The organism is Micromonospora sp. NPDC005161 (assembly GCF_053599855.1).
Map to the genome: position 1 here is coordinate 43,289 of NZ_JBSFYQ010000019.1, position 25,360 is coordinate 68,648.

The window sequence follows — 25,360 nt, forward strand, 5'->3', positions numbered from 1 at the left end:
ATACACTGCCGGAACTACCCGGTCCAGCCGTCCCCGCGACGGGCTTTCCGGGGATCACCGCGACCGCGACCCGCGCCGGGCTCGGGGCCGCGACCACCGCACGGAACGTCGAGGGAGTCATGGCAACGGCGAACATCAAGGAGGTCGCCCGGCACGCCGGCGTCTCCCTCGGCACGGTGAGCAACGTGCTCAACCGGCCCGACACGGTCGCCCCCGCCACCCGACAGCGGGTGCTCGACGCCATCAGCACGCTCGGCTACGTCCGCAACGACTCCGCGCGCCAACTACGCGCCGGGCACAGCCGCACCGTCGCCATCGTCGTCCTGGACGTGGCCAACCCGTTCTTCACCGACGTCGTGCGCGGCGCCGAACAGGTGGTCGAGGAGGCCGACGCCATGCTCGTCGTCTGCAACAGCGGCGAGGACAGCGCCCGCGAGCGCCGCCACCTGGAGCTGCTGGAGGAACAGCGGGTCCGCGGCGTCCTCATCACCCCGGTCGGCCACGGCCCCCAGCCCAACCTGGACAAGCTCATCGACCGGGGCATCCCGGTGGTGCTGGTGGACCGGGGCACGGGCCGGGCGAACCGTTGCTCGGTGGCGGTCGACGACGTCCTCGGCGGCCGGCTCGCCATGGACCACCTGCTGGACCAGGGCCACCACCGCATCGCCTACCTCGGCGGCCCGCTCTCCCTCGCCCAGGTCGCCGACCGGCACGCCGGTGCCGCAGCGGCCCTGGAGGAACGCGGCAACGGCGCCGAACTCCGGGTGGCGGTGACCACCAGCCTGACCGTCGCCGCCGGCCGGCGCGCCGCCGAGGAGTTGCTGACGCTGCCGGCCCGGCAGCGCCCCACCGCCGTCTTCTGCGCCAACGATCTGATCGCACTCGGCGTACTCCAGGAGCTGACCGCGCGCGGCCTGCGGGTGCCGGCCGACGTGGCCATCGTCGGCTACGACGACATCGAGTTCGCCGACGCGGCGGCGGTGCCGCTGTCATCGGTACGCCAGCCCCGCGACCAGCTCGGCCGCACCGCGGCTCAGCTGCTGCTGGAGGAGGCCGAGCCCGGCGACACGCACCGGCACCGGCACGTGGTCTTCCAGCCGGAGCTGGTCGTCCGCCGCTCCAGCGACCACCCCCGGCGCACCCGGCGCTGACCGCCCGAACCGCACCAGTGGCTGGAGCGGCGGCCTCCGGTGGCCGGGCTGACCGAGCTGACCGGGTGGCCGGGGTGGCCGAGCTGACCGGGGTGGCCGAGCTGACCGGGGTGGCCGAGCTGACCGGGGTGGCCGAGCTGACCGCCCTTTGCTCTGCTTCAACGGGCGCAACGAAAAGGCACCGCCGGTGTTGCGCCGATTGAAGCAGAGCAAAGGGCGGCTGGGCCAACCCGGGCATGGGGACGGCGAGAGGCAACGGGTCTGGCGTCGGGAGGACGACAGCGGCGCGGGTGCGTCAGGCCGCCGGGACCGGCGTAGCCCAGACGTCGGCGACCGACGGGTCGTAGCCGTCACCCGTGTCCCGGAAGCGCACCCGCACCGCCCCGTCGCGGGTCGCGTCCGGCAGGTCGACCACGAACTGGTAGCTGACCGTGCCGGCTCCACCCACCGTCCGTCGCCACGAGCGGCTGTACGCCACCACCCCGTCCACGACCACCTCGTAGTCCTTCAGCTGCGGCCCGTCGTAGGTCTCGATCGAGCGCAACACGAACGGCTCGCCGGGCTCGACGGCGAGGTCGAACTCGAACCAGCCACCGGGGCGGGTCGTGTCGGTGTACCGGCGGGTCAGGCCGGCCTCGGTGCTGGTGGCCGAGTAGGTCGAGGCGGTGAGGCCGTGGGCCTGCTCGGAGGCCGGATCGCCGAGGTCGACGTGGTCGTACGCGCCCGGCGGCGGATTGTCGAACCGGACCGGGATCGCGAGCGTACGCCGTTCGGCCGCCGTGTCGCCGGTGGCCACCGTGATTTCCACCGGCCCCTGCGTCACGGACACCGGCGCGGTGAGGACGGTCGACACGGTGGTCTGCGCGCCGGGGGCGAGGTCGTACCCGGCGGTGGCCGGCGCCACCCGCCAGCCGTCCGGCGCGATGACGGTCAGCTGCCCCGTCACCCGCACGGCGGCCCGGTTGCGCAGCACCGTGCCGACCGTCGTCGCGACGCCCGGCGCGACGTCGGCCGGGACCGGGACCGCCGACACGACCTGCACCGCCGGCGCGACGGTGACCGTTCCCGCGACGGGCAGTGTGGCGGCGCCACCCCGGTGGCGGTAGCTGGCGGAGCCGTCGATGGCCCCGCTCACCGGCGCCTGACCGGCGGGGATCCGCAGGTCGTAGCCGTGGCTGACGGTGCCGCCCGGTGCGACCGTGGTGGCCCGCCTGCCGACCGGCGTGACCGTCCAGCCGTCGGGTGCCCGCAGATCGGAGGTCACGCCGGTCAGCGGGTCCCGCCCGCCGTTGGTCACCGTGACGGTGGCGCGTACGACCGCGCCGGGCAGCCGCTCCCCCACCGGCAGGTCGAGTCTGACCACGGCGCCGACCAGGGTCGACGACGCCGCGGAGAGCCGCTGATCGACCCGGGTGAGCAGCACGGTGAACCGGTCCGCGTGGGCCTGGTCGAGGCGACCCGCGGCGACCTGGGTGCGCAGCCACCGGGCCGTGTCGGCGGCGCTCGCCAGGGCTCGGTGCACGTCACCGGCGGCGGAACGGGAATTGCCCGCCAGGTACGCCGTGCGCGCCGCCGTCGTCTCCGCGGCGAGTCGGCTGAACCGGCCGCGCAGGTACTCGGCCACCGGTCGGCCCAGCTCAGCGGCGAGCTGGTCGGTGAGCGTCACCAGCTCCCGCACCGTGTCGCCGGCGTCGCCCAGGTCGCCGAGCACCCGGTCGATCGCGAAGGAGTACGAACCGGAGCCGATCTCGTAGACGGCGACCGTGCCGTCCATCCGGACGAACCGCACGCCGTCGGCCTGATCCGCCGGCCGGCCGCCCTCGGTGACCGCGTTCCGCCCCGGTGCCGGCAGGCGTACGGTCGCGGTGGTGTTCGCCGGCACGGTGAGCCGCAGCCGCATGTCCCCGCGCGCGTCGAGATCCCAGTCGCTGCCGATCGTCCCGTACGCCGAGCGGTACGACGCCCTGGCCGAGGTGAGGTCTCCACCCGGCTGCGGGGCGAACGTGAGGTGCGCGTACCCGGGATTGCCGGCGTCGGGTTGGATGCCGGCCACGGTCCGGTACATCCAGTCGCCCACCGCGCCGTACGCGTAGTGGTTGAAGGAGTTCATTCCCACGTCGCCGAAGCTGCCGTCGGGTTTGATCGAGTCCCAGCGCTCCCAGATCGTGGTCGCGCCCTTGGCGATCTCGTAACCCCACGACGGATACGTGTCGTTGAGCAGCAGCCGGTACGCGACGTCCAGATGCCCGGTCTCACTGAGCGCCGGCAGCAGGTCCGGGGTGCCGAGGAAGCCGGTGGAGAGGTGCCAGTCGTGCCGTTGCACGTTGGCGACCAGCCGGTCGGCGGCCTTGGCCCGCAGCGTGTCGGGCAGCAGGCCCATGCCGATGGCCAGCACGTACCCGGTCTGGCTGTCGCCCTGCACCGTGCCGTCGGCGGAGACGTACGCGTCGACGAACGCCTGCGCGATGTCCTTGGACAGCGCCGCGTAGCGGGCCGCGTCGGCGTCCTTGCCGATGGCGCCGGCCAGCTGGCCCAACAGCCGGATGCTGTAGGCGTAGTAGGCCGTTCCGACGACGCCGGCGGGCGTCGGATCGTCGAGGTTGAGCCAGTCGAGGTACGGGCCGGCGTTGGTACGCAGGTGACCCGAGCTGGTGCTCTCCAGCCAGGACGCGTACCGCACCATCGACGCGTAGTGCTCCTCGACGACCCGGGTGTCGCCGTAGCGCTGCCAGAGGGCGTACGGCACGGTGATCCCGGCGTCGGCCCATCCGGTCGCGCCGTCCCCGCAGCAGGCCCGGGGCGCGACGTCGGGGTAAGCGCCGTTGGCCGACTGCGCGTCCCGCAGGTCCTGCAACCACTTGGTGAGGAACGTCAGGCTGTCCATGTTGAACGTGGCGGTGTTGGCGAAGACGTTGATGTCGCCGGTCCAGCCGAGCCGCTCGTCCCGGGCCGGGGTGTCGGTCGGGATGGACAGGAAGTTGCCGCGCTGCCCCCAGGTGATGTTGCTGTGCAGCTTGTTCACCATCGCGTTGGAGGTCTCGAACTCGCTGGTGAGCTCCCCGTCGGTGTGCATGACCAGGCCGGTGACGGTGGACAGATCGGGCGTGCCCGGATAGCCGGTCAGCTCGACGTAGCGGAAGCCGTGGAAGGTGAACGTGGGCTGGTAGACCTCGGCCCCGCCGCCGCGCAGCGTGTAATGGTCGGTGGCCCTGGCCGTGCGCAGGTTGGCGGTGTAGGCGGTGCCGTCCGGGTTGAGCACCTCGGCGTGCCGGATGCGGACCGTCGCGCCGGCCGGGCCGTCGACCTTCAGCCGGACCTTGCCCACCATGTTCTGGCCGAGGTCGACGATCCAGGTGCCGGGGGTGGGCTGGGTCAGCGCCTTGGCCGGCAGCTCCTGCGTGACCCGCACCGGCGGGTCGACCTGGGCGACGATCCGGTCGGTGGCGTCGACGTCGTCGACGGTGGCGGGCGACCAGGCGGAGTCGTCGAACCCGGGCCGGTCCCAGCCGGCCGGTAGTCGCCGCGCGTCGTAGGTCTCACCATGGATGAGGTCGCTCTGCAGGAAGGGCCCGGCGGTGGCGCGCCACGAGCCGTCGGTGCCGATCGTCTCGCTGCGCCCGTCGGTGTAGTCGATGACCAGCTGCGCGCTGAGGTGCGGCCGGGAGCCGTAGTTGTCGGTGCCGAACCAGGCGATGCTGCCGGCGTACCAGCCGTCGCCGAGCAGCGCGCCGAGCGCGTTGTCGCCCGCGCGGAGCTGGCGGGTGACGTCGTACGTCTGGTACTGCACCCGCTTGTCGTAGTCCGTCCAGCCGGGTGCCAACTCGTGGTCGCCGACCCGCTGGCCGTTGAGTGACAGCTGGTAGACCCCGAGTGCGGTGGCGTAGACCCGGGCCCGGGAGACCGTACCGTCGACCCGGAAGCCCCGGCGCAGCAGCGGGTTCGCGTCCAGCGCGGTGAGCATGGCCTCGGCGTCGCCGCTGACCCGCAGGCCGCCCGGGGTGGCCGTGCCCGCCCCGAACGGGTTCGCGCCGTCGGTGAGCGGGGCCGCGTAAAGGGTGTCGCTGCCGCTGGTCACCGAGAAGTCGGAGAAAACCCCGCTCTCCACCCCGTTGGTGCGCAGGCCCACCGACCCGGCCCGGTGGGCGGTGCTGCGGGTGACGTCGACCTGGGTGCCGTCGACCCAGGTGGTGATGGTGTCGCCGGCCGCGGTGATGCGCAGGATGTGCGGCGCGGTCAGCTTGTCGGCCGGTACGACCGCACCGAGCGGCACCTCCTTGAGCAGGGTCCAGGCGCCGTCGACCCGTACGTGCGGGCGCAGTTTCGCGCTGCCGCCGGTGCTGGAGAACTGCCACATGTACGCGTTGCCCGCGCCACGGGCCCGCAGGAAGATCCCCGCCGCGTCGCGTTCGAGCCGGACCGTCGTCTGCACCGTGTAGTCGGCCCAGGACTCGGTGGGCGACGGCATGCCGACCCAGTCGGCCTGCCAGCCGTCACCACCCCGTACGCCGGTCTCCCAGGACGCCGGCGCGCTCCACCCCGAGTCGCGGCCCGCGGTGTCCCAGACGCGGACCTGCCAGGCGTACCGGGTGCGCGGCTGCAGTTGCGGGCCCGCGTACGGGACGAGGGTGCTCTGTCGCGACCGGACCCGGCCGCTGTCCCAGACGTCCGCGTCGCCCAGCCGGTCCGGACTGGTGGCGACGCGCACCTGGTACGACTCCTGGAGCACGCCCCGGGTGGTGGCCTCGATGCGCCAGCCGAGGCGGGGCTTCTCCACGTCCAGCCCGATCGGCTCGATGGCCCGTTCGGTGGTCAGGCCGGTCACCGTCGGCGCGGGGGCCGCCGGCGCGGCGGCCGCGGCCGGGCCCGGCACCACCGTCGGCGTCAGGCCGAGCAGCAGCACGAGAAGCGCGGAGGGTGCGGCGCGGCGCCGCGTCATGCGCATCATTCCTGGTCCTCATCCTTCCGGTGGTGGCGGGCCGGTGACCGGCCCCGAACGGGACGTCAGCGGGGCTGGGCCGCCGGACCGGCGACCGGGTGGAAGCTGGACCGACCGGAGCCGACCTGGAAGACGGCCCGGCCGTCCTCGATCCCGACGAAGGTCGCCTTGCTCGGACCGGCCGCCCGGTAGGACTTTCCGGGGATGACCGGCAGGGCAACCCGGGCGGTGACGTTGACCGGCACGTCGAGGTCGACGCGCAGGCCGCCCTCGGTACGCCGCCAGTCCAGGCGGACCGGTCCGCGCTGGGTGGACACCGTGCCGCTCGCCCGGTCGAGCCCGGCGGCGGGCGGCACGACGTCGACCACGGCGGCCCCAGGGCTGGCGGTGCGGACGCCGAGCAGGGTCTCCTGCACGTCGACCACCGCCTGCGCTCCCCAGCCGTGCGACTGGCTGAAGTTGCTGCCGGGATCGAGTGTCCAGGCCTCCCAGGTGAAGGTGCCGCCCTGGGCGAGGATGTTCGCCCAGCCCAGGTCATCCGGGTTGGTCAGCAGCCGCAGCACCGCCTCGGGCCGGTCGGCGTCGGCGAGCGCCCGCAGCAGCCAGTGGGCGGTCATCGGCCCCTGCTTCATCCCCATGGACGCGACGTGGTCGGCCAGCGCGGGCAGGTCGGCCCGCGGGGCCAGCCCGTGCGCGATGGCGTACGACGTGGCGTGCTGCCCGGCGTGGGCACTGCGCGCACCGGTGGCCGACAGCCCGTCGACGTAGCTGCCATCGGCGGCGCGCAGCGTGGCGTTGACCGCGTCGGTGAGGTCGGCGGCCCGCCCGTCGTACGCGGTCACCTCGGCGGCGGGCCGACCGACTGCCTCGGCCATCCGGGCGGTGGTCCGCAGCACGTCGACGCTCTGGGCGTTGATGGTGGTCCGCGCGGCGGCGGTCATGTCGTAGCCGAAGCGGCCCGGCTCGGGCCAGTCGATGATGCCGAAGCGGTAGGCGCCGCTGCCGCCGGACAGATCGGTGACCAGGCCGGCGGTGGGGCCGGTGGCCGGAATGTGGCGCAACACGTACTCGGCGGTGTCCCGGATCGCCGGGTACGCCTCCGCCAGCAGCTCCCGGTCGCCGGTCTCGGTCCAGTACCGCCACACCCAGTCGACGAACATCAGCGAGTAGTCGGGGATGTCCCGCTTGCCGTCGCCGTTGGGATAGACGGCGTTGTAGCGACCACGGTCGCCCTCGGCGGTCCAGTAGCGGGCGGCCGAGCGGAGGAACTCGCGGATGGCCTGCTGAGTGGCGTCGCGCTCGCCGAAGGCGGCCATCGTGGCGTACGAGATGTTCGCGGCGTCGCCGAGGAACTGGCCCTTCTCCCGGGTGGGAGTGTCGACGAACGCCTCCTGGACGGAGTAGATCGCGGACCGTTTCATCATCGTCCACACCGCGTCGAGGGTGGCGTTCGAGCTGGTGAAGCTCGCCTCCCGGCCGGACGGGACGTCGGTGTGCACCACGACGGCGGAGACGTCGTGCGCCGAGATCTGCTCGCCGGCGCCGGGGATCTCCAGGTAGCGGAAGCCGAGGTGGGTGAAGGCGTGGAACTCCTGCGGCCCGTCCTTCTGCAGGTACGGGAAGCTCATGGTGGTGCCCTGCGACTGGAGGGTGGACGTGTCGACCCGGCCGGTGTCGGTGAGGGTGTATCCGGCCCGCAGATCGACCGTGCGCCCGGCGACGCCGGCGTCGAACCGGACGACCGGGCGCGCGGGGATGACCACGCCGAAGTCGGCGACGACCGTGCCGTCGGCGGCGGTACGCAGCGCGACCGGCTCGACGGAGGTCTCGACCAGCCGGGTCTCCTGCCCGATCAGATGCGGAGACGACGCGGTCGGATGCGCGCCGAGCACCTCGGCGGCGGCGAACCCGGCGGCGCTGTCGTCGTAGCCGGGCCGCATCCAGCCGGCGACCTCGGCGCGGGCGTCCTGCCGCTCGACCCGGTCGCCCTCGCCGTTGCGGCGCTCGGCGTTCGCGACGAACTGGGTGTCCCGGGCGACCCGCCAGGAGCCGTCCGTGCCGTACACCTCCCGGGAGCCGTCGGCGTGCTCGACGACCAGCTTCACCAGCAGGCCCCGGGCACCGGCGGGGCGGCCCTGACCGCTGCCGTACCAGTGGTAACGCACTCCGATGACCAGCGGCGCACCGGCTTTCACCAGCCTGGTGACGTCGGCAGCCTGGTAGTAGTCCTCCCCCGGGTAGCCGAAGGAGGTGCCCCGGTCGGCGCGGGTGCCGTTGAGGTAGAGCTCGTAGGTGTGGTCGGCGGCGGTGTAGGCGCGGGCCCGGACCACGCGGCTGGCGTTGGGGCGTACCTCGGTGCGGGCCAGGGTGTAGTCGTCGGCCTCGGTGGTGGCGCGCCGGATCCAGCTGGCGCCCTCCCACTGGCTGTCGTCGATGCCGGTCTCGAACGCGCCAGCGGCGGGCGGGGACTGCCGGCCGGTGCGGTCCCAGGTGCGGACCGTCCACTCGTACGCCGTGCCCGCACGCAGGGCCGGTCCGACGTACGGCACGTAGGACTGCTGGCCGGAGGCGACCTTGCCGGAGTCCCAGACCCGGTCGCCGCCGGTCGCGGTGACGGTGATCCGGTAGGCGGTCTGCGCCTCACCGGGGTCGGCGTCGCGGGGCAGCCAACCGAACCGCGGGACGCCCTCGACGTTGAGCGGGCGACTCCGGTCGCCGACCGTCAGCGAGGCCGGTGCGCCCGGCGCGTGCCCCCGTGCGGCGAGCGCCGGCGGCGCCCCGCCGAGGACCACCGCGACGACGGTCGTCGCCGCCAGGAGCACCGCTGTCCGGCGCCGCCGGGCAGCCGGCCAGAATCCGAGAGTACGACGAGTCACGCGGGCCTCCGCTCTATGAATCGTTTCAGGCAGGCTACGCGCTCGTTGTGGCCAAGTGAAGACGTTCACTGTGATGGATCCGAAATCGACGGACGGGCGGGAGAGCGACCGCCGCGCCTGGTTCCGTCCGGCCCGGCCGTGGAAACTGTTATCCCGCTGCGGCCCGCCGGTCTCCTGAGGGGAGGCATTGGTGGTGAACCACCACGGTCTTCCACTGGGTAGCGATGCGACCACACGAAGGAGTGGAAACGATGCGCGGAACCGGTCGAGGTGAAGCCGACACCGACCTGGTGGTGGCCGCCCGCAACGGCGATCCGCAGGCGCTCGACGCCCTGGTGGCAGCGTCGCTCCCCCTCGTCTACAACGTGGTCGGCCGGGCGCTGCGGGGGCACGCCGACGTCGACGACGTGGTCCAGGAGACCCTGCTACGCGTCGTCCGGCACCTGCCCGACCTGCGAGATCCGACCGCGTACCGGTCCTGGCTGATCGCCATCACCGTGCGGCAGGTGCGCGACCGCGAGCAGCAGCGCCGCGACGCGCTGACCCACACCGCCGACCTCGACACCGCGTACGGGGTGCCCGACCCGGCCGCGGACTTCGCCGGGATCACGATCCTCCGGCTCGGCCTGACCGACCAGCGCCGCGAGGTGGCCGAGGCGACCCGCTGGCTCGACGACGACGACCAGACGCTGCTCGCCCTCTGGTGGCTGGAGGCCACCGGCAACCTCGACCGAGCCGACCTCGCCTCGGCACTCGGCCTGACCGAGGGCCACGCGGCGGTACGGATCCAGCGAATGAAAGAACAGCTGGAGGTGTCCCGGAGCGTGGTCCGCGCGCTGCGCGCCACCGCCGCCTGCCCCGCCCTGCGCGACGTGACCCAGACGTGGGACGGCCGACCGAGCCCGCTGTGGCGCAAGCGCCTTGCCCGCCACGTACGGGAATGCGGTGCCTGCGGCTCCTGGGCCCGCGACCTGCTCCCGGTCGAACGCCTGCTCGCCGAGCTTCCGCTACTGCCGATCCCACCCGGAATGGCCGAGAACCTCGCGGCCGGCATCCCGGCGGCGACCGCCCTGCCCACGCCCGCCGAGCCCCTTGCCGGCGGTGCGCTCCGGGGCACCGGCGGGCTGCGCAACCGCTTCTCGTTCGGGTCGAAGGGCGTACTGGGGCCGATCTCCGCAGCCGCCGCGGTCGCCGCACTGGTGATCGGGGCGATCGTCGTGGCACAACCGACCGGATCAACCCCCGCCCCCGCGGCGGCCCCGGCGGTCGAGGCGCTGCCGGCCACCACCCCACCGGCCAGCGCGCCCGCCGCGACCACGCCAGCCACCACCACGCCCTCAGCGGCGACCCCGAAGCCGAAGCCGACGACGGCCCGCCCGGCCGCGCCGGCGCCCGCGGTGACCTCGAAGAAGAAGGGCGTCGGCGTCTGGACCTTCAACGGCGTCAGCGAGGCGCTGGCCAACTCCACGGCTCGTTGGTACTACACCTGGAACGTGGGCCACCCGGGCGTCACCAGCCCGAAGGGCAGCGAGTTCGTCCCCATGATCTGGGGCGCGAAAAGCGTCACCGCCAATAGCCTGCAACAGGCCAAGAAGAACGGGCGACAGCTGCTCGGCTTCAACGAGCCGGACATGGGCGGTCAGGCGAACATGAGCGTGGAACAGGCGCTGGACCTGTGGCCGCAACTGGAGTCAACCGGCCTCCCACTGGGCAGCCCTGCCGTAGCCTGGGGCGGGGACCGACCGGGCGAATGGCTCGACCGCTTCATGACCGGCGCGAAGGAGCGCGGCTACCGGGTCGACTTCATCGCCCTGCACTGGTACGGCGGCGACTTCACCACCGCCAACGCGGTCAACCAGCTCAAGTCGTACCTCCAGGCGGTCCACGACCGCTACAAGCTGCCGATCTGGCTCACCGAGTTCGCCCTGATCGACTTCTCCAACGGCGTCCGCTTCCCCAGCCAGGCCCAGCAGGCCGCGTTCCTCACCGCGGCGACCCGGATGCTCAGCTGGCTGAGCTGGCTGCACCGGTACGCCTGGTTCGGCCTGCCCGCTACCGACAAGGACCAGACCGGGCTCTTCCGTACCGGCAGCACGGCGACCGCCGTCGGCCGCGCCTACCAGGCCGCACGCTGAAACCTTCCAGGGTGTGCCACCCACCAAAAGGTAAGTACCTGAGGAAATAGTGCGTACTTGATGCCCCGAACCTGACGGACGCAGGATGGGACCGGCCCTGCCGAACGGTCCACACACGTTGCGGCGCCATCCCGTCTCTTTGAGGAGCACCTCCATGTCCGAGCACGTCCGTCCCCCCGTCACGATCTCGGACTCGGGCCGATGGGTCAGGCGCTGGCCGGCGCCATGCTGGCCGCCGGGCACCCCACCACCGTCTGGAACCGGACCGCCGCCCGGGCCGACCCACTCGTCGCCCGAGGCGCGCGACGAGCGACCACCGTGGACGAGGCGGTACGCGCCAGCCCACTGACGCTCGCCTGCGTCATCGACAATGCGGCGGTTCGCGCGATCGTCGAACCGGCCGCTGCCGCGTTGAAGGGCCACACCCTGGTGAACCTCACCGCCGACACGCCACGTAGCACTCGCGACATGAGCGAGTGGGCGGGCTCGCGCGGCGTGGACTACCTCGACGGCGCGATCATGACCCCGGCCCTCACCATCGGCGGACCTGCCGCGCTCGTGCTGTACAGCGGCCCGGAGGACATCTGGCAGACCCACCGGGCGACCCTGGCCAGCATCGGCGGAGCCGCCGACTGGCTCGGACCGGAGCCCGGCCGCGCCGCCGCCCACGACATCGCACTGCTCGACATGTTCTGGACCGCGTTGACATCCTCCACCGCCCTGAAGGGCGGGGATTCCCTCGGTCACCCGAGGGGGTTCCTGTTTCACCGGGCCGCGCCTTCACCGCTTTCGCGGGTCGGGTCTCACCGGCCCTCCACAGGCGTTTCACCTCTCCGCCAGCCCGGCGGCGAGAAGGTTCCTGGCGGCGTTGACGTCCCGGTCGTGCACGGCATCGCAGCCGGGGCACGTCCAGACGCGAACGCCGAGGGTCATGGCGGTGTTGATCCGACCGCACGCCGAGCAGGTCTTCGTGCTCGGATGCCAGCGGTCGACGGCGATAACCTGCCGCCCGTACCAGGCGGCCTTGTACTCGATCATGCTGCGCAGTTGTGTCCACGCCGCGTCGGAGATGGCGCGGGCCAGCGAGTGGTTGCGCAGCATGTTGCGCACGCTGAGGTCTTCGATCACGACCGTTTGGTTCTCACGGACGAGTCGAGTCGACAGCTTGTGCAGGTGATCCCGCCGCCGGTCGGCGATGCGGGCATGGATGCGGGCCACCGCAAGCCGGGCTTTCGCCCGGTTCTTGGTGTCCTTGCCCTTACGGGACAGGTTGCGTTGCGCCTTGGCCAGCTTGCGCCGGTCGGCGCGCTCGTGGCGCGGGTTGGTGATCTTCTCCCCGGTGGACAAGGTGAGCAGACTGGTGATGCCCGCGTCCACCCCGACCGCCGTGGACAGCGGCGGCAGTGCCTTGACGGTGGGGTCATCGACCAGCAGAGAGACGAACCACCGACCGGCCGCGTCGCGGGACACCGTGACCGTCGACGGTTCGGCCCCTTCGGGCAGGGGCCGCGACCACACGATGCCCAGCGGGGCGTCCATCTTGGCCAGGGTGAGTTGCCCGTGACGCCAGCGAAACGCCGAGCGGGTGTATTCCGCCGACGCCCGGGACTTGCGCTTGGCCTTGAAACGCGGGTAGCGCGACCGCTTGCCCCAAAACGCGGCGAACGCGGCTTGCAGGTGCCGCAGCGTCTGCTGCAACGGCACCGAGCTGACCTCGTTAAGGAACGCCAGCTCCTCGGTGCGCTTCCACTCGGTCAGCCACGCCGAGGACTGCACATAGGTGCTGCGCTGCCGGTCAACGGCCCACGCACGGGTGCGCGCCTCCAAGGCGAGGTTGTAAACCTTGCGCACGCACCCGAAGGTGCGGTTGAGCTGATCGGCCTGCTCGGGGGTCGGATAGAAGCGGTACTTGTATGCCCGCTTCACCACCTCACCCACGCCTCACATTCTATCCACCCATCATGCAAGACGAGCATCGAGGGGAGGGAGCGGCGTTACCTCCCGGCCCTAAACGGCCGGGTTTCCACGCCGCGATCCTGATGAGCGGCGTCGCCCACGCCTTCGCACTGGCCCGGGCCGAACAGATCAGCCCGACCGCGCTCGCCCCGTACGCCAAGGGCATCGGGGGCCTGCTGCCGGACCTCATCGACGACATGGCCCGCCGGCTGGGCGCCGACGACCATGCCGCCGACGTCTCCGCCATCGCCTCCACCGCCGCCAGCATGGCCCACATCATCGACGCCGCCGAGGAGCACCGAATCGACGCGGACGTGCTACGGGCGGCCCGCGCGGCGGCCCTGCGGGCGATCAGCGCCGGGCACGGCGCCGACGACTTCTCCCGGATGACCCAGGCCTACGCCGAGGTAGAGGCGTCAGCGGCCCGCGGTGTCCACGTGGTCTCGCCATGAGTGCCGCGGCTCGTAGCCCAGCACCCGTCGCGCCTTGTCGATGCTGAGCAGCGTCTCGTGCTCGCCGAGCTCCTTGCGGATCTCGACACCCGGGTAGACCTCGGCCATCAGGCTGGCGCTGGACCTGCTCATGACCGTGTCGGCGTTGGCGATGATGAAGACCTCGGCGCCCGGCTGGTCGTGGGCGAGGGCCCGCTCGACCGCCTGGGCGCCGTCGCGGGCGTCGATGTAGCCCCACAGGTTCCACCGGCGCAGCGCCGGGTCCGCGTCGAACGAGGGGAACGGCGCGTAGTCCTCGACGTCCATGACGTTGGAGAACCGCAGGCCCACCATAACCAGCTCGGGGTCCCACCGGCAGAAGTGCCGGGCCATCTCCTCCTCGAGCGCCTTGTTCAGCGAGTACGTGGACTCCGGTCGCGGCGCGTACTCCTCGTCGACCGGCGCGTACGGCGGCGGGGTGTCGAACGGCAGCCCCAGCACCGTCTCGCTCGACGCCCACACCACCCGCTTGATCCCTGCAGCCCTGGCTGCGGCGAACACGTTGTACGTCGCCGCCGAGTTGTTCGCGAAGGTGGTCGCGTTCGACATCAGGCCGGGGGCCGGGACCGCTGCCAGGTGCACGATCGCGTCGACGCCGCCGGCGTGCTCGTCGGCGCCGCCGGTGAACGCCTCCACCACCTGCCCGTAGTCGGTGAGGTCGACGAGGAGGAACTCGCCGTTGACGTCGCGGGGGTCGCGTCCGCCCGCGCGGTCGACGGCGAGCACGTCGACGCCTATGGCGCGCAGGTGCGCGACCACGGCGCGACCGAGTTTGCCGGTGGCCCCGGTGACGACGACGCGCCTGGGAAGTGTGGGATCGCTCATGCTGACATCTTCTCCGGCGGCGCGACGCGCCCCACCGGCGGGTGCGACCCTGGGTGTCAGCGGCCACGCACTCACCTGACCGCAGTCACACGGCCCGTTCGACACCAGCCCGTGCGGCCATGTCGACGAGCAGGGACTCGAGCACGACCTCCTCGAGCAGTGCGACGTCGTGTCCGCGGACGACCTCAGCCAGCCGTGGGTCCCACGGCGTGTCGTCGATCCGGCCAGCGACCGGGCCGACACCCGGTGCGGCATCGAGATAGTCCTCAGCCTGTAACAGCCACGGCCGCGCGCCCGTCTTGGTCATCACGTGCGCGGCGATCCGCAGACCCTCACCGTCGATGTCTCCGTGATAGTGCAGCTCCGCCCCGGTCGCGGCGATACCGCGCAACAGCACCACGGCCGCCGTGCTCGGCCACCCGGCGACGCAGACCAGCGGCGGACACGCAGCACCGAAGTGCCGCAGAGCGACCGTCAACACTGCCGGGTTCTCGACGACGAACACCGGCCCGTCCAGCCGACTGACGGGGTAATGCTTCAGCTGCGCCAGGGTGACCACTGTGGCCTGACCGGCGTCAGCCCATGCCCGCAGTCCGCTGGCGAGCGGATCGTCGCCGGGTGGTCGCAGCCCGGCGACCAAGACGGTGGTGGAAAGCTCGTCGCAGGCGACGCCCGCATGTTCCCAGAGCCGTCGGCGGTGCTCGGCGTCGGCTGGCGGTTCTTCGTCGTGCAGGGCTGCCAGGGCACGGAGCACCAGCTTGCCGAGTCGACCATCGTCGTCGAGGGCATGCGAGTCGCCGATGAGCCGTGCGGCCAGCACCGGCAGCGGTTCCCCCAACACCGGCAATGCCGCGAGGACATGAAACACCTGATCCAGCAGGGCGCGGGTGACGAGCGCGTCGCCGGAAACGAGGCCGCCGGCGCGTACGCCGTCGAGCCAGGGCTGCAGTGCCGGTTCGGCGGCGACGACGGGGTGCTCACGCGCCCAGCGCCACAACTCGGCCCGGTCGGCTGCCTGCCGGCGCCGGTCACCCGCCCGGTCGGCGATCGGCCCACCGATCGCCTCCACCACACCTCGGGTGTCCAGCCCGCCGGTGGCGGCACGCAGGATCGCGTCCAGTCCCCGCAGCGCGACCGTGACCTCCGGATCGGGGGTGTACGCGAGGCCGAGCAGATCTGCCAGGGCGGCTCGCTCGGCCGGACGCAGCCCGCGCAGGTGCACGCGACTCACCGTTCCGTCGGTGGCCGCCAGTCGACGGCGTGCCTCCGCCCACAGCGGCGCGAGTTCCGGGCGGTCGAATCGAGCAGCCGTCATGTCACGTCTGCCGCCACGACGTCGCGGCCGGTCCAGACGAAACGGGCGGTGGTGACGGCGTCATCGCCGTCCTCCGCGCCGGCGATCAGTTGGTGGATGGCGATGCCGTCCACCTCGGCGTAGGTGCACCACTCCTGATCGGAGGTCAGCAGCAGGTCGAGGTCGAGGGCGCTCAACACGGCCATCAACTGTCCACGGTTGGTTTGGTCGACGCCGACGAAGACCTCGTCGAGCAGGATGAGCCGGGGCGCCGAGGGTGCGGCCCGGTAGTGCGCGCCGGCCGCGGCGAACAGCGGCAGGTGCAGCACGATGGCCTTCTCGCCACCCGATTTGGCGCCGTGCTGGCGTCGAGTAACCGCAGACCAGTCGCCAGCGGCGGAACGGACCTGCACCACGAACCGGTGCCACCGTCGGTAGTCGAGAACCTCGCCGAGCTGCTGTTCCCACCCGTCGGTCGAACCGGCGCCGCGGACGTCATCGATGCGGGCGCGAAAGAAGTCGTGCAACGCGGTGCGCTGGGCCTCGGTCAGCCGCGCCGGATCCTGCAACAACAGCTCCCGGGCCTGCCTCAACCGCGGATCGAGCTCGCTGTTGACCTCCCAGATCAGCCGGACGCCGAGGCCGGAGACGGTACGCACCTGCTCCAGCTGAGCACTAACCTGCCGCACCAGGTCAGCGGCCTGCCGGGTGCGGTGGGCCACGTGGCGACGGGTGTCGCCGGTGAGGGTGCGGTCGAACAACTGCCGCTCCTCCTCGGTCAGGTGGGCCCGCATCTCGTCGCGCTCCGTCGTCAGCCGGTGCACCAGAGCCGTTGGGGTGGTCCGCAGTCCGTCCACCGTGGCGGTGACGACCTGCACGTCGCACTCCTCATCGGCGTTCATCGCCAGATCGGCGTACCCGGCCAGCGAGGCGCTGATGACGTGCAGCACGTTGCTCAGCTCGCCCTCGTCCTGACGTAGGTGCCGGGGGCCGTGCGGAAGGCTGCCGAGCTCCTCCGCGAGCTGACGCGCGGCCTGCAGGGTCGCGGTGAGGGGACCGACGCCGGACAGGTCGGTGGCGAGCGCCGCGTCCGGGCCGAGGAGGTCGACGAGCCGGGCCAGCCGGGACACCGCAGCGTCGCGGGTGCCGGCGGCGGCGTCCCGGTCCTGTTCCGCCCGCTCGGCGCGGGCGTTGAGCTCGTGCAGGCGCCCGATGAGCGTGTCGTGGCGGGGCCGCAGCCGGCGCAGTTCCTGTTTCAGGGCTTCCGCATGGGTACGCAGCCGTTGCACCTCGTCGAGGACCGCGCGGTACTCGACGCCAACGGTGCGCTCGACGGCGTCGAGGCGGGCTTCGAGGCCGGCTGCGGCCTCCTCGGCGGTCTCTGCCCGCAGCGCCTCCTCCTCGGCCAGTGTCACGGCATGACCGGCGGTCTCGCGGGCGTCGTCGAGCCGGGCGGCGGCGTGGGCCTGCCGGCCCCGGTCGGTCAGCCATCCGTCCGCCGCCTGGCCGAGGGTGCGCAGCGCGGCGGTCAGCAGATCGAGGTCCGCCGCGGTGGTTGGCAGGCCGTACCGGGAGCTGACGAGGGTCAGCTCGCGCAGTGCGACTCGGGCGTCCTCGTCGCCGGCGAGCGCCTCGCGGGCTGCCTCATCGAGCAGGTCCTGGAGCCCGGCGAGCTTCAGCTCGGCCCGCCCGACCCGTTCTGCGGCGCGCACCACCTCGCGATGATCCGGCCGGGCGGCCACGTCGGCGCGCAGCAGGGACCGCCGCTCAGCCAACTGCCGTAGCCGGTCGGCCACCACGCTGCGCTCCGCGTCGATTTCCGCGAGCTGTGCCGCAAGTTCGGCCAACCGGCGCTGCCGAGCCCGGTCCCGGGCCGCCGCGCCCAAGAACTCGACGTCCGGCTTGCTCCAGCTGCCGTACAACGGACCGAGCCGCCACGTGCCGTCCGCGCCGATCGCCGCGCTGTGGTGGGGTGCGGCGGGCCCGAAGGCCACCCCGGCGAGGACGGCGGTCACCAGCGGTGCCGGCACCGTCGCCCGGTCGTCGACGTCGAGTACGTCGAGTAGGGACCGGTGCGGCGCGGGCAGCGCGGCAGTCGCCGCCAGGTAGGTGTCATGGCCACGCCGGTCCGACGTCACCGAACCGTCGGGCCAGATCCAGGCGTCGAGCAGGCCGGAGACCTCGAGCGCGGCCTCCACGGCGGCCTGGACATGCGGGGGTACGTCGGCACGCCAGTCGACCAGCCGCCACAGCGGGCCGCCCGGCCGGTCCGCCCGGGGCGCCGTGCGATGCCGTGGTGCGGCTGGCTCCCGGGTCACGGCCGCCGCCAGCGCCTCGCGTTCCGCCGCCGGCGCGACCCGACGCCGCTGCAGGTCGGCGCCGCGGGCCTGCTCGCGGGCCTCGGTGGTGGCGAGCTGTTCGCGTACCGCGGCGGCGAGGTCACTGACCACGGCGCCGAGGGAGACCTCGTCGCCGGCCAGGTCGGCCAGGTCCGTGCCACGGTCGCCGACGGGCAGGACGCGGCAGCCTGATGCCCATCCCACGATGTCGTCGCGCAGTCTGGCCAGCTCGTCCTCGTACCCCCGGGTGGCCTGTCGCAGGGCGACCTCGGCCGCCTCGCGCTCTGCCGCACGCCGCTCCCGGCGGCCCTGCGCCCGCTCTCGCTCGGCCACCGCCCGCTCGTGGCCGGTCATTGCGGCCCGGACCGCGGTGACCTCGTCTTCCCGGCCGCGCACGAGGCCGCGTAGCAACTGCCGGGCCCGCTCCACGGATTCGGCGGCGAGCGGCTCGACGAGCGTCGCCAGACCGGCCTCCAGCGCCGCGGCCGTCGTGTCCCGCCAGGATCGGGCGGTTTGTGCCACGGTCGCCGCCTCGTCAGCGGCGAGACGTTCCGCCCGCTCAGCGGTGCCCGCTGCCTCCGCGCGTCGACTCTCCGCCGTGGCGGCCACGTCCTGGGCGCTGCGCCGGGCCGCGCGCGTCTGCGAGCGCAGCTGGTCGAGCTGCTGCCCCTCGCGGTAGGCGTCACTGTCGCGCAGACCACCGATCGCCTCTTCGGTGACGCCCTGGTCGCGCTCGTTGCCGGTGATGGCCGTCCGCACCTGCGCCAGCTCGTCGGCGGCCGTAGCGTGCTCCTGCCGGCGCTGCCGCGCGTCCCGGGTGACGTTGTCCAGCCCGGTGGTGGCGGCGATGACCTCACCGGCGCCCCGACGCAGGGCACGCCGGGCGTAGCGCCGCTGCCGCTCGGTCAGCCGCTGCGCGGCGAGCACCTCCTCATCGAGTCGGGCGAGCCGCTCACGGCGCCGGTCCAGCTGCTCGAAACCCTCGGCGATCTCGGCCAGGTCGGCCGCGTCCAGCGGGGGGAGCGCCTTGGACAGCACCTCCGAGAGCGCGTCGGGATTCAGGTGCTCGGACAGCTTCGGGGTACGCAGTTGCAGCAGCGTCGCGATCAACGCCTCGTACTGCGTCTCGCTCAACCCCCGGAACAGCGTCTCGCGCACCATGCGCCGGTAGGACTCGGCTGCCGGATGCACGACGCCCCGGTCGCCGAGCGCCTGGACCAGATCCTGACGGGTCAAGGGCACATTGCCGTCCTTGACCAGCGACAGGCCATCGGCGCCGCCCACACGCAGCTCGGTGGTGAAGTAGGTGGCGTCGACGGTGCGGGTGTTGGTGGACGCGGCCAGTCGGGCACCGCAGGTGAACCAGCGCGGCGCATCGTCGCCGCCGTGGCCGAACTCCAGCCACACATAGCCCACCCGGGTGGTGTGCGGGTAGCCGTCGCCCATCAGGTTCCAGTGCATGGTGCGCTCGGAGCCGCCGAAAGTGGACAGCCGCGACGGGCGCAGGTTGGCGTCGAGCAGGTACGGCAGCAGCAGCTCCAGGGCCTTGGACTTGCCGGTGCCGTTGGGCCCGCGCAGCAGCAGCCGACCTCGGTGGAAGCCGAACTCCTCGTCGTAGTAACGCCAGACGTTGAGCACGCCGGCTCGGGTGGGCTGCCACCGGTCGACGCGCAGCGCGTCGGCGCCGGTGGCCGCGCCGGGTAGAGACAGGACGGTCACCGGTTGCTCCTGGCTGCTCGTGGGGTGGCGACGGTGGCCGCGCCGACGGTGTACCGGGCCGCGGCGGGCAGCGCGCGCACGCTGCCGCCCGCGCGCTCGATCAGACCGAAGCGGCCGAGCAGCGCCAGCGCCTCGCCGGTAAGCCGCTCCGGCCCGCCGTCGGAGCGGTAAGTACGCGCCCACGCCGGCACCGCCGCGAACCGGTCGGCGAGCTGCCGGATGAGCTGCTCATCGGCGACCGGCGCGGGATGGGCCGCGAGGATGGTGTCGAGCAGCAGCAGCGCCGTCTGCCCGGCGACGCTGCCACCGGCCGGGAACCTCTCGTCCGTCGCTGCGGCGTCCGGGTCGACCGCGAGCAGGCCCTCGGCCCGCTCCTCCAGCAGCATCCCGGCCTCGGCCACCGCGGTGCGCAGCATCCGCCGGCCGGTGATGCTGGCGGCGTAGCCCCGCTGCGCCTCCGACAGGTCGGCGAGGTAGACGACCGGATCGTCGAGGAGCCGACGCACGATGGAGTGCCGCAGCCAGCGGTTGCGCTGCTCGTCGGAGACGTCGGCGCCCGGGTCGTCGGCGCCGCCGTAGCGCGGCTCGTACACCAGGGCACCCAGGTCGAAGGCCGGCAGCCGCGACGGCGCCTGCCGCGCGGCGAGCAACCGGACCAAACGACCGCTGTCGACCCGGTAGAGCACCTTGGCATCGGTCTGCTGCAGGAAGGCGTCGGTGCTGCCGTCCACGGCGGTGAGCACGCCCAACTCCTCGAGGACGAGCAGGGCGTCGACGTAGGCACGGCGGTCGTCGTGCCGGGTGCTGTCGAACCCGGCAATGTCGGGCTCGACCGCGGACGCCTGCGCCAGCCGCTCGGCGATGATGCCGATGGTGGTCACCGGCCCGGCGAGCAGCTCGGCGGCGACCAGGCAGAACAGGGCGTAACGGCGGCGGTCGAACGGGACCCGCGCCCCGCGCGGGCGGCGGGCGGGGCGGTCGGCTGGCGGCTGCGGCGAGGACTTCAGCAGCCGGGCGTACCCGGCGCGGGGTTCGATGACCAACCGCCAGCCGGTGTGCGTGTCGAACCAGGTGATCAGCTCACCGCGGTGTCGCACCACGAGGGCGAAGTCGTCCGGCCCGGCGTCCCGGGTGAGCAGAGGACGCACGAGCAGCGCCCGGATCGCCTGGGCACGCTCGGTGGCCCGCTGACGGTCGAGTTCGCTACGCAGGTCACTCATGCGCTGGCCTCCCGGGCATCGGCCGCTCGGGCCTCGAGGTCGTGCGGTCGGGCCTCGGTGATCGACACCAGGAAGTCCGGTGCCGAGAGAACGCCGTGCGGTGTCCGCAACCAGGCCCGGCCGGCACCCTGCGGGCCGGTGAGCGCCACGATCAGGCGGCCGTCAGCCGTCGCCGCCCGCCGTACTCCATCCTGCGGCACGGCGGACAGTGCCCGCGACAGCAGCTCCAGCAGCCGACCGAAGCTGCCCGGGTCCAGGGTGCCGAAGGCCGACAGCCGCACCGGGCCGGGGGTGGCCAGCCGGCGCCACGCCCGCTCCAGCTCGGCCCGCTCGGCGAGCACCCGTTCGCGCCGCAACCGCCGCACCTCGCCGGTGTCCCGCACCCGGGCGGTGCGGGCGACCTTGTCCACCTGGCCACTGGTCCGCAGCAGCGGTGACACGGGCACCGCCGGCGCCTGCCACCAGGAGGTGGTGGCCGGCACCGCGGTCGGGTCGTCCAGCGCGAGGTGGGTGTGCCGGGCCGGCCACAGCCCGAACGCCCCCGACCACAACTCGTGCGCCGCGTCGTCCGATTCGCAGGCGGAGAACCAACGGGCGAGGACGCGGAAGTCGGCCGCCGTGCTGGTGCCCCGGCGCCGGCTGTCGCTGAGCCGCTCCAGCGCCCGCATCAGGGCGATGATGGCCCGCCGCGCCACGTCGGCGAGCTGGTCGATGCGCGGACGGCCGCCATCGGCGGGCCGGAACCAGGCGCACAGACCGTCCCACCGGGCGGCACGCTGCTGCAGCCAGCGCGGGGCCGGGTCAGCCTCACCCGGCAGCGCCGGCAGGTCGGCGCCACGCAGCGCCCGATGGTGCAGGACGATGACCCCCCGCGCCTCCACCCGGGCCACGCCCTGCGCGATCCTCTGCCGGCGGGCGTCGAGGTTCGTCACAAACTCCGACAAATAGGCGATCGTCGCCTGCTTGACCTCGGCGAACGTCGCGGGATCGGCGCCCTCCGCGCGCAACAGCCGCTGCAACTGGCCGTTGAACTGCTTGGTGCTGGCGCGCAGCCCGGCGAGGTGACCCTCCAGCTCCATCAGGGCTGCGTAGACCCGCCGGTCGGCGCTGTCGTCGGCGACGAGCAGATCGTGCAGCTCGCCGAGGCGGTCGAGGATCGCGTCGAGCACCGCGGTCTGCAGCGCCCCGGTCGACGACAACAGCTGAACGGCGTGCAGCACACCCTCGTAGGCCGCCTCACCCTTGCGGCTCAACGAGTAGTGCAGGTTGCGTCGCTCGTACTCCTCCGCCGAGGCGTAGTGGGCGGTGTGGTTCTGGGTGCGCTCGACCAGCCCGTACTTGTGCAGCGCACCGAGCGTGTAGTCCAGCGAGCTGTCGGTGACCGGCTCGTACCAACCGGCGCCAGGCAGCGCGGCGAGGACCTCGTCGAAGGTCAGCGCGGCGACCAGCCGCTCGTGGGCGTCACCGAAGACCTGCATGACCGCCGTGTGCAGCTCGGCCCGGTCGGTGGTGGTGAAGGCGAACATGTCCGCCGGCACCTGGCGGAAGATCGGCCGTGGGCGCGGATTGTCGACCACTTACCCCTCCCGTGCTCACGCTTGCGGACGCCCCTCGCAGGCTACCCGGCGCCGCCGACAGGCCACCGCACGTCACCGGCGCCATGGGCCGGGGCGCGTGGCGACGCTCACCGCCTACGACTCAGCGGCGGAGGCGGCGGGCGCAGGCGCCGTCGTGATCGGCGCGGAGCAGGCAGCGCCGGCCGCCGGGCATCAGCAGGTCGCAGAAGACCCGATGGCGTACGCATTGCAGGTCCTCCTCCGACACGGTGGTCTCCCCCGGGTCGGTCTGCGGCAGCACCAGCAGCCAGCGGCCGATCACCCGGGCCAGACGCTGCGCGGCGGGCAGGTCGGCGGCGGCCACGGGGACGTGGATGACGTGGCGCTGGGTCATCGGGCCGGGCCCCGCTCGGTGCTGGCGCGGGCGTGGTCGCTCTGCCAGCGGCGCAGCACGTCCTTGATGACGGCAGTCTCCCGCCAGCTCGCGGCAAGGGCCGCGTAGACGGCGGCCAGGTCGCCGGCGACCCGGTCGAGGAAGGCATACACGTCGTCCGGCTCAAGTCCGCGACGTCCGAGCCCGACCAGCTTGAAGCGGCGCTCACGCACCTGCCACGGCAATAGACTGGTGTACGCGGATGCTGTGCCCCGGTAGGTCGAGCGCTCGTCTCTCATCTGCAGCCTGCCTCTCTCATGGAATGGAAGGGGCGGGCCCACCCGCCCTCCCCGCACGGGCGGACCCACCCCGCCCTGCCACCGCATGGGGCCGGTGCGGGTGCTCGACGTCAAGGCGATGTGCGAGCTGTACCACGTGTCGGCGGAGATGACCGACGCGATGCGAGGGTTGGCCGCCGAGACAAAGTCGAAGGGCTGGTGGCACGCGTCCGGGGACGCGGTGCCGAGCTGGTTCGAGCTGTACGTCGGCCTGGAGTCCGCCGCCGCCAAGCTTCGCCGATACGACGAATCCCTGGTTCCCGGCTACTCCAGACTCAGAAATACGCGCAGGCCATCTATCGGCTCGACCGACCTACGTCCAGCGAGGAGGACCGAGATCGAGCCGTTGAAGTGCGGTTGCAAAAACAGTCCCTCCTGACCCGCCGACTGCCTGCGGCTCCTCAGGTGGACCAGATCCTCTCCGAGGCAGTGCTGCGTCGGATCGTCAGCGGGTCGACAGTCATGACGTCTCAGCCTCGGCCTCGATCGGATTGTTGGCGTACTGCTCGACGTGGTGCCACGCGGACGGGATCAACTCGTCGAGCACGGCGGGATAGACCGCGGCGGCGTCAGTGACCACCTCACTCGGTGTCACCTTCAACGTTGATAACACTCGGCGGAAGAACCGGCGGGCCGCGCCGGCGTCCCGTCGGGTCGAGACGAGTACGTCGATGACCTGTCCGTACTGGTCGATCGCCCGGTACACGTACCGCCATACCCCGTTGACGTACGTCTCGTCGACGAACCACCTGTTACCCGGCGAGTGCCGACAGAACCGCGCGGCGTCGGCCAACACCGGGGTGAACCGCTGCACCCACCAGTAGACCGTAACGTGATCGACCTCGACCCCACGCTCTACCAGGAGCTCTTCAACGTCCCGGTAGGACAGATTGAACCGCAGCTACCAGCGGACCGCGAGGACGATCACCTCTGGTGGGAACCGGAACCCTACGAACGCAGACTCCGGAGGCATCCACGGGGCACACAGGGCAGGACGGGTCGAAGCGTTCACCGCTCAAGTCTGCCTCGAGCTTGCCAACGGCGAATGCAACAGAGCCCGATATGCCCTTAGGACTCGAAAGTCCAGGCGGCGGAAGTGCTCACCGGCCGGCGGCTACCGGAACAGAGCGAGTGTCGTACGACAACGCGGTACGACCCATTAGGCAGCTTGTTCGTCCCAGGGCTGATCGTTGGTCAGGCACCACCAGAGCCCGCCGAGGAGTTTGTCGGCCAGGTTGCGCAGGGCGGCGTTATGGCTGTTGCCAGCGGCTCTGCGCCGGTCGTAGTGGTCGCGCGGGCGCCAGCGGATTTTGCGATCGCGGCGAGGGGCCACCGGTGGCAGGCGAGTGGCGGCCGCGAAGCGCCTTCGCGGCAGCGACCTCGACGTGCCGACTTCCGATCGCGAGCAGTTGCAGCAATCCGTCGACACCCCAGGCGGCCCGGCCGACGAAGAGCCCGTCCGCGGGCGTGTCACGCAGCAGGAGGGCGGCATTGTCGAGGTCGACGCCACCCCCATACAGCAGTGCGTGGCATCCGCCTCCGTCGCTGAGACGGCGGACCTCTTCGGCGATCAGGTCCATGACAGGCGAGACCTGTTCGGGGGTCGCAGGTGTTCCGCGAGCGCCGATGGCCCACACCGGCTCGTACGCGATCAGCGCTCCTCCGATCTCGTCGGGGCGCAGCAGGGACAGGGCCACCCGTACCTGCTCGGTGACGAACCGCTCCGCGCGACCGGCCGCGCGGACCGACCGCGGCTCACCGACGCAGATCAGCGGCAGCAGGCCCAGGTCGACGGCCGCGCGGGCCCTGCGCGCCACGGTCTCATCGGTTTCCCCGAACTGCTCCCGCCGTTCGGAGTGGCCCATTTCGACGACTTGGGCGCCCGCGTCGGCGACCATGCGCATGGAGATCTCGCCCGTGCAAGCCCCCTCCGCTGCCCAGTGCGCGTTCTGTGCGCCGAGCATCACGGGCGCGCCGGCGAGCTGGTCGCGGACGGCCGCGAGACTGGTGTGCGGCGGCAGGATGAAGGGTTGCACTCCCTGGGGCAGCGGCGCCTCGGCCAGTGCCGTGGCCAGCCGCCCGGCGTAGTCGCGGCTCTCGCCGATGGTCTTGTTCATCTTCCAGCTCGTACCGATCCAGAGCATGGTCGAC

Annotated in this window: 17 protein-coding genes and 2 pseudogenes; 7 read left to right on the forward strand and 12 right to left on the reverse strand. The window is 72.4% G+C overall.

Features of this window, described 5'->3' with window-relative positions; all coding sequences use genetic code 11:
* The first annotated feature begins 119 nt into the window (after positions 1-119).
* Together ACWD5O_RS19365 and ACWD5O_RS19370 are read left to right on the forward strand one after the other, a co-directional pair.
* Positions 120-1,151, forward strand: coding sequence for a LacI family DNA-binding transcriptional regulator (locus ACWD5O_RS19365; RefSeq protein ID WP_450086099.1), 1,032 nt, complete (start codon positions 120-122; stop codon positions 1,149-1,151).
* Positions 1,152-1,216: 65 nt separating this feature from the next.
* The gene (locus ACWD5O_RS19370; RefSeq protein WP_450086100.1) at positions 1,217-1,354 is read left to right on the forward strand and encodes a hypothetical protein; all 138 of its coding nucleotides are present in this window, start codon (positions 1,217-1,219) and stop codon (positions 1,352-1,354) included.
* 92 nt (positions 1,355-1,446) lie between these two features.
* On the opposite strand, the gene ACWD5O_RS19375 is transcribed toward ACWD5O_RS19370, so the two are convergent.
* Positions 1,447-6,093, reverse strand: coding sequence for a family 78 glycoside hydrolase catalytic domain (locus tag ACWD5O_RS19375; RefSeq protein WP_450086101.1), 4,647 nt, complete (start codon positions 6,091-6,093; stop codon positions 1,447-1,449).
* A gap of 59 nt (positions 6,094-6,152) precedes the next feature.
* On the reverse strand, positions 6,153-8,963 hold the full coding sequence (locus ACWD5O_RS19380; protein ID WP_450086102.1) for a family 78 glycoside hydrolase catalytic domain: 2,811 nt from the start codon (positions 8,961-8,963) through the stop codon (positions 6,153-6,155).
* A gap of 251 nt (positions 8,964-9,214) precedes the next feature.
* On the opposite strand from ACWD5O_RS19380, the gene ACWD5O_RS19385 reads away from it, so the two are divergent.
* Positions 9,215-11,098, forward strand: a complete 1,884-nt coding sequence (locus ACWD5O_RS19385) for a sigma-70 family RNA polymerase sigma factor (RefSeq protein WP_450086103.1) — start codon at positions 9,215-9,217, stop codon at positions 11,096-11,098.
* A 198-nt stretch (positions 11,099-11,296) separates the two neighbouring features.
* Positions 11,297-11,716 (forward strand): annotated as a pseudogene (locus ACWD5O_RS19390) (NAD(P)-binding domain-containing protein); the annotation flags it as partial.
* Between the two features lie 207 nt (positions 11,717-11,923).
* Here ACWD5O_RS19390 and ACWD5O_RS19395 read toward each other — a convergent pair.
* Positions 11,924-13,036, reverse strand: a complete 1,113-nt coding sequence (locus ACWD5O_RS19395; RefSeq protein ID WP_450086104.1) for an RNA-guided endonuclease InsQ/TnpB family protein — start codon at positions 13,034-13,036, stop codon at positions 11,924-11,926.
* Positions 13,037-13,059: 23 nt separating this feature from the next.
* Between ACWD5O_RS19395 and ACWD5O_RS19400 the strand changes: the two genes are divergently transcribed.
* Positions 13,060-13,506, forward strand: a complete 447-nt coding sequence (locus ACWD5O_RS19400; RefSeq protein ID WP_450086105.1) for an imine reductase family protein — start codon at positions 13,060-13,062, stop codon at positions 13,504-13,506.
* Here ACWD5O_RS19400 and ACWD5O_RS19405 read toward each other — a convergent pair.
* From ACWD5O_RS19405 to ACWD5O_RS19435, 7 genes are all read right to left on the reverse strand, one after another.
* Complete coding sequence (locus ACWD5O_RS19405) at positions 13,471-14,370, reverse strand: NAD-dependent epimerase/dehydratase family protein (RefSeq protein ID WP_354967418.1); 900 nt, start codon at positions 14,368-14,370, stop codon at positions 13,471-13,473. The genes ACWD5O_RS19400 and ACWD5O_RS19405 overlap by 36 nt on opposite strands.
* Positions 14,371-14,455: 85 nt before the next feature.
* Complete coding sequence (locus ACWD5O_RS19410) at positions 14,456-15,685, reverse strand: TIGR02679 family protein (protein WP_354967417.1); 1,230 nt, start codon at positions 15,683-15,685, stop codon at positions 14,456-14,458.
* Positions 15,682-19,722, reverse strand: coding sequence for a TIGR02680 family protein (locus tag ACWD5O_RS19415; RefSeq protein WP_450086106.1), 4,041 nt, complete (start codon positions 19,720-19,722; stop codon positions 15,682-15,684). The genes ACWD5O_RS19410 and ACWD5O_RS19415 overlap by 4 nt, the downstream gene beginning before the upstream one ends.
* On the reverse strand, positions 19,719-20,942 hold the full coding sequence (locus ACWD5O_RS19420; RefSeq protein ID WP_450004825.1) for a TIGR02678 family protein: 1,224 nt from the start codon (positions 20,940-20,942) through the stop codon (positions 19,719-19,721). The genes ACWD5O_RS19415 and ACWD5O_RS19420 overlap by 4 nt, the downstream gene beginning before the upstream one ends.
* The gene (locus ACWD5O_RS19425) at positions 20,939-22,519 is read right to left on the reverse strand and encodes a TIGR02677 family protein (RefSeq protein ID WP_450086107.1); all 1,581 of its coding nucleotides are present in this window, start codon (positions 22,517-22,519) and stop codon (positions 20,939-20,941) included. Before ACWD5O_RS19425 ends, ACWD5O_RS19420 begins: the two co-directional genes overlap by 4 nt.
* A gap of 121 nt (positions 22,520-22,640) precedes the next feature.
* On the reverse strand, positions 22,641-22,892 hold the full coding sequence (locus tag ACWD5O_RS19430; protein ID WP_450004827.1) for a hypothetical protein: 252 nt from the start codon (positions 22,890-22,892) through the stop codon (positions 22,641-22,643).
* Positions 22,889-23,104, reverse strand: a complete 216-nt coding sequence (locus ACWD5O_RS19435; RefSeq protein ID WP_450086108.1) for a DivIVA domain-containing protein — start codon at positions 23,102-23,104, stop codon at positions 22,889-22,891. The genes ACWD5O_RS19430 and ACWD5O_RS19435 overlap by 4 nt, the downstream gene beginning before the upstream one ends.
* A gap of 160 nt (positions 23,105-23,264) precedes the next feature.
* Here ACWD5O_RS19435 and ACWD5O_RS19440 point away from each other — a divergent pair, with 160 nt between their 5' ends.
* A complete protein-coding gene (locus ACWD5O_RS19440; RefSeq protein WP_450004914.1) occupies positions 23,265-23,588 on the forward strand; it encodes a hypothetical protein in 324 nt (107 codons plus the stop codon).
* A complete protein-coding gene (locus tag ACWD5O_RS19445) occupies positions 23,504-23,785 on the forward strand; it encodes a Scr1 family TA system antitoxin-like transcriptional regulator (RefSeq protein ID WP_450004911.1) in 282 nt (93 codons plus the stop codon). Before ACWD5O_RS19440 ends, ACWD5O_RS19445 begins: the two co-directional genes overlap by 85 nt.
* Here the strand turns inward: ACWD5O_RS19445 and ACWD5O_RS19450 are convergent.
* Positions 23,685-24,182 (reverse strand): annotated as a pseudogene (locus ACWD5O_RS19450) (IS6 family transposase); the annotation flags it as partial. The gene ACWD5O_RS19445 and the pseudogene ACWD5O_RS19450 overlap by 101 nt on opposite strands.
* Before the next feature lie 277 nt (positions 24,183-24,459).
* On the reverse strand, positions 24,460-25,353 hold the full coding sequence (locus ACWD5O_RS19455) for a triose-phosphate isomerase (protein WP_450086109.1): 894 nt from the start codon (positions 25,351-25,353) through the stop codon (positions 24,460-24,462).
* Between the last annotated feature and the right edge of the window lie 7 nt (positions 25,354-25,360).

Excerpts from the sequence above, each read along its gene's own strand:
- ACWD5O_RS19365 (WP_450086099.1), top strand. The coding sequence starts at position 120 with ATGGCAACGGCGAACATCAAGGAGGTCGCCCGGCACGCCGGCGTCTCC.
- ACWD5O_RS19375 (WP_450086101.1), bottom strand. The coding sequence starts at position 6,093 with ATGCGCATGACGCGGCGCCGCGCCGCACCCTCCGCGCTTCTCGTGCTG.
- ACWD5O_RS19385 (WP_450086103.1), top strand. The coding sequence starts at position 9,215 with ATGCGCGGAACCGGTCGAGGTGAAGCCGACACCGACCTGGTGGTGGCC.
- ACWD5O_RS19400 (WP_450086105.1), top strand. The coding sequence starts at position 13,060 with ATGCAAGACGAGCATCGAGGGGAGGGAGCGGCGTTACCTCCCGGCCCT.
- ACWD5O_RS19405 (WP_354967418.1), bottom strand. The coding sequence starts at position 14,370 with ATGAGCGATCCCACACTTCCCAGGCGCGTCGTCGTCACCGGGGCCACC.
- ACWD5O_RS19410 (WP_354967417.1), bottom strand. The coding sequence starts at position 15,685 with ATGACGGCTGCTCGATTCGACCGCCCGGAACTCGCGCCGCTGTGGGCG.
- ACWD5O_RS19420 (WP_450004825.1), bottom strand. The coding sequence starts at position 20,942 with ATGAGTGACCTGCGTAGCGAACTCGACCGTCAGCGGGCCACCGAGCGT.
- ACWD5O_RS19430 (WP_450004827.1), bottom strand. The coding sequence starts at position 22,892 with ATGACCCAGCGCCACGTCATCCACGTCCCCGTGGCCGCCGCCGACCTG.
- ACWD5O_RS19455 (WP_450086109.1), bottom strand. The coding sequence starts at position 25,353 with ATGCTCTGGATCGGTACGAGCTGGAAGATGAACAAGACCATCGGCGAG.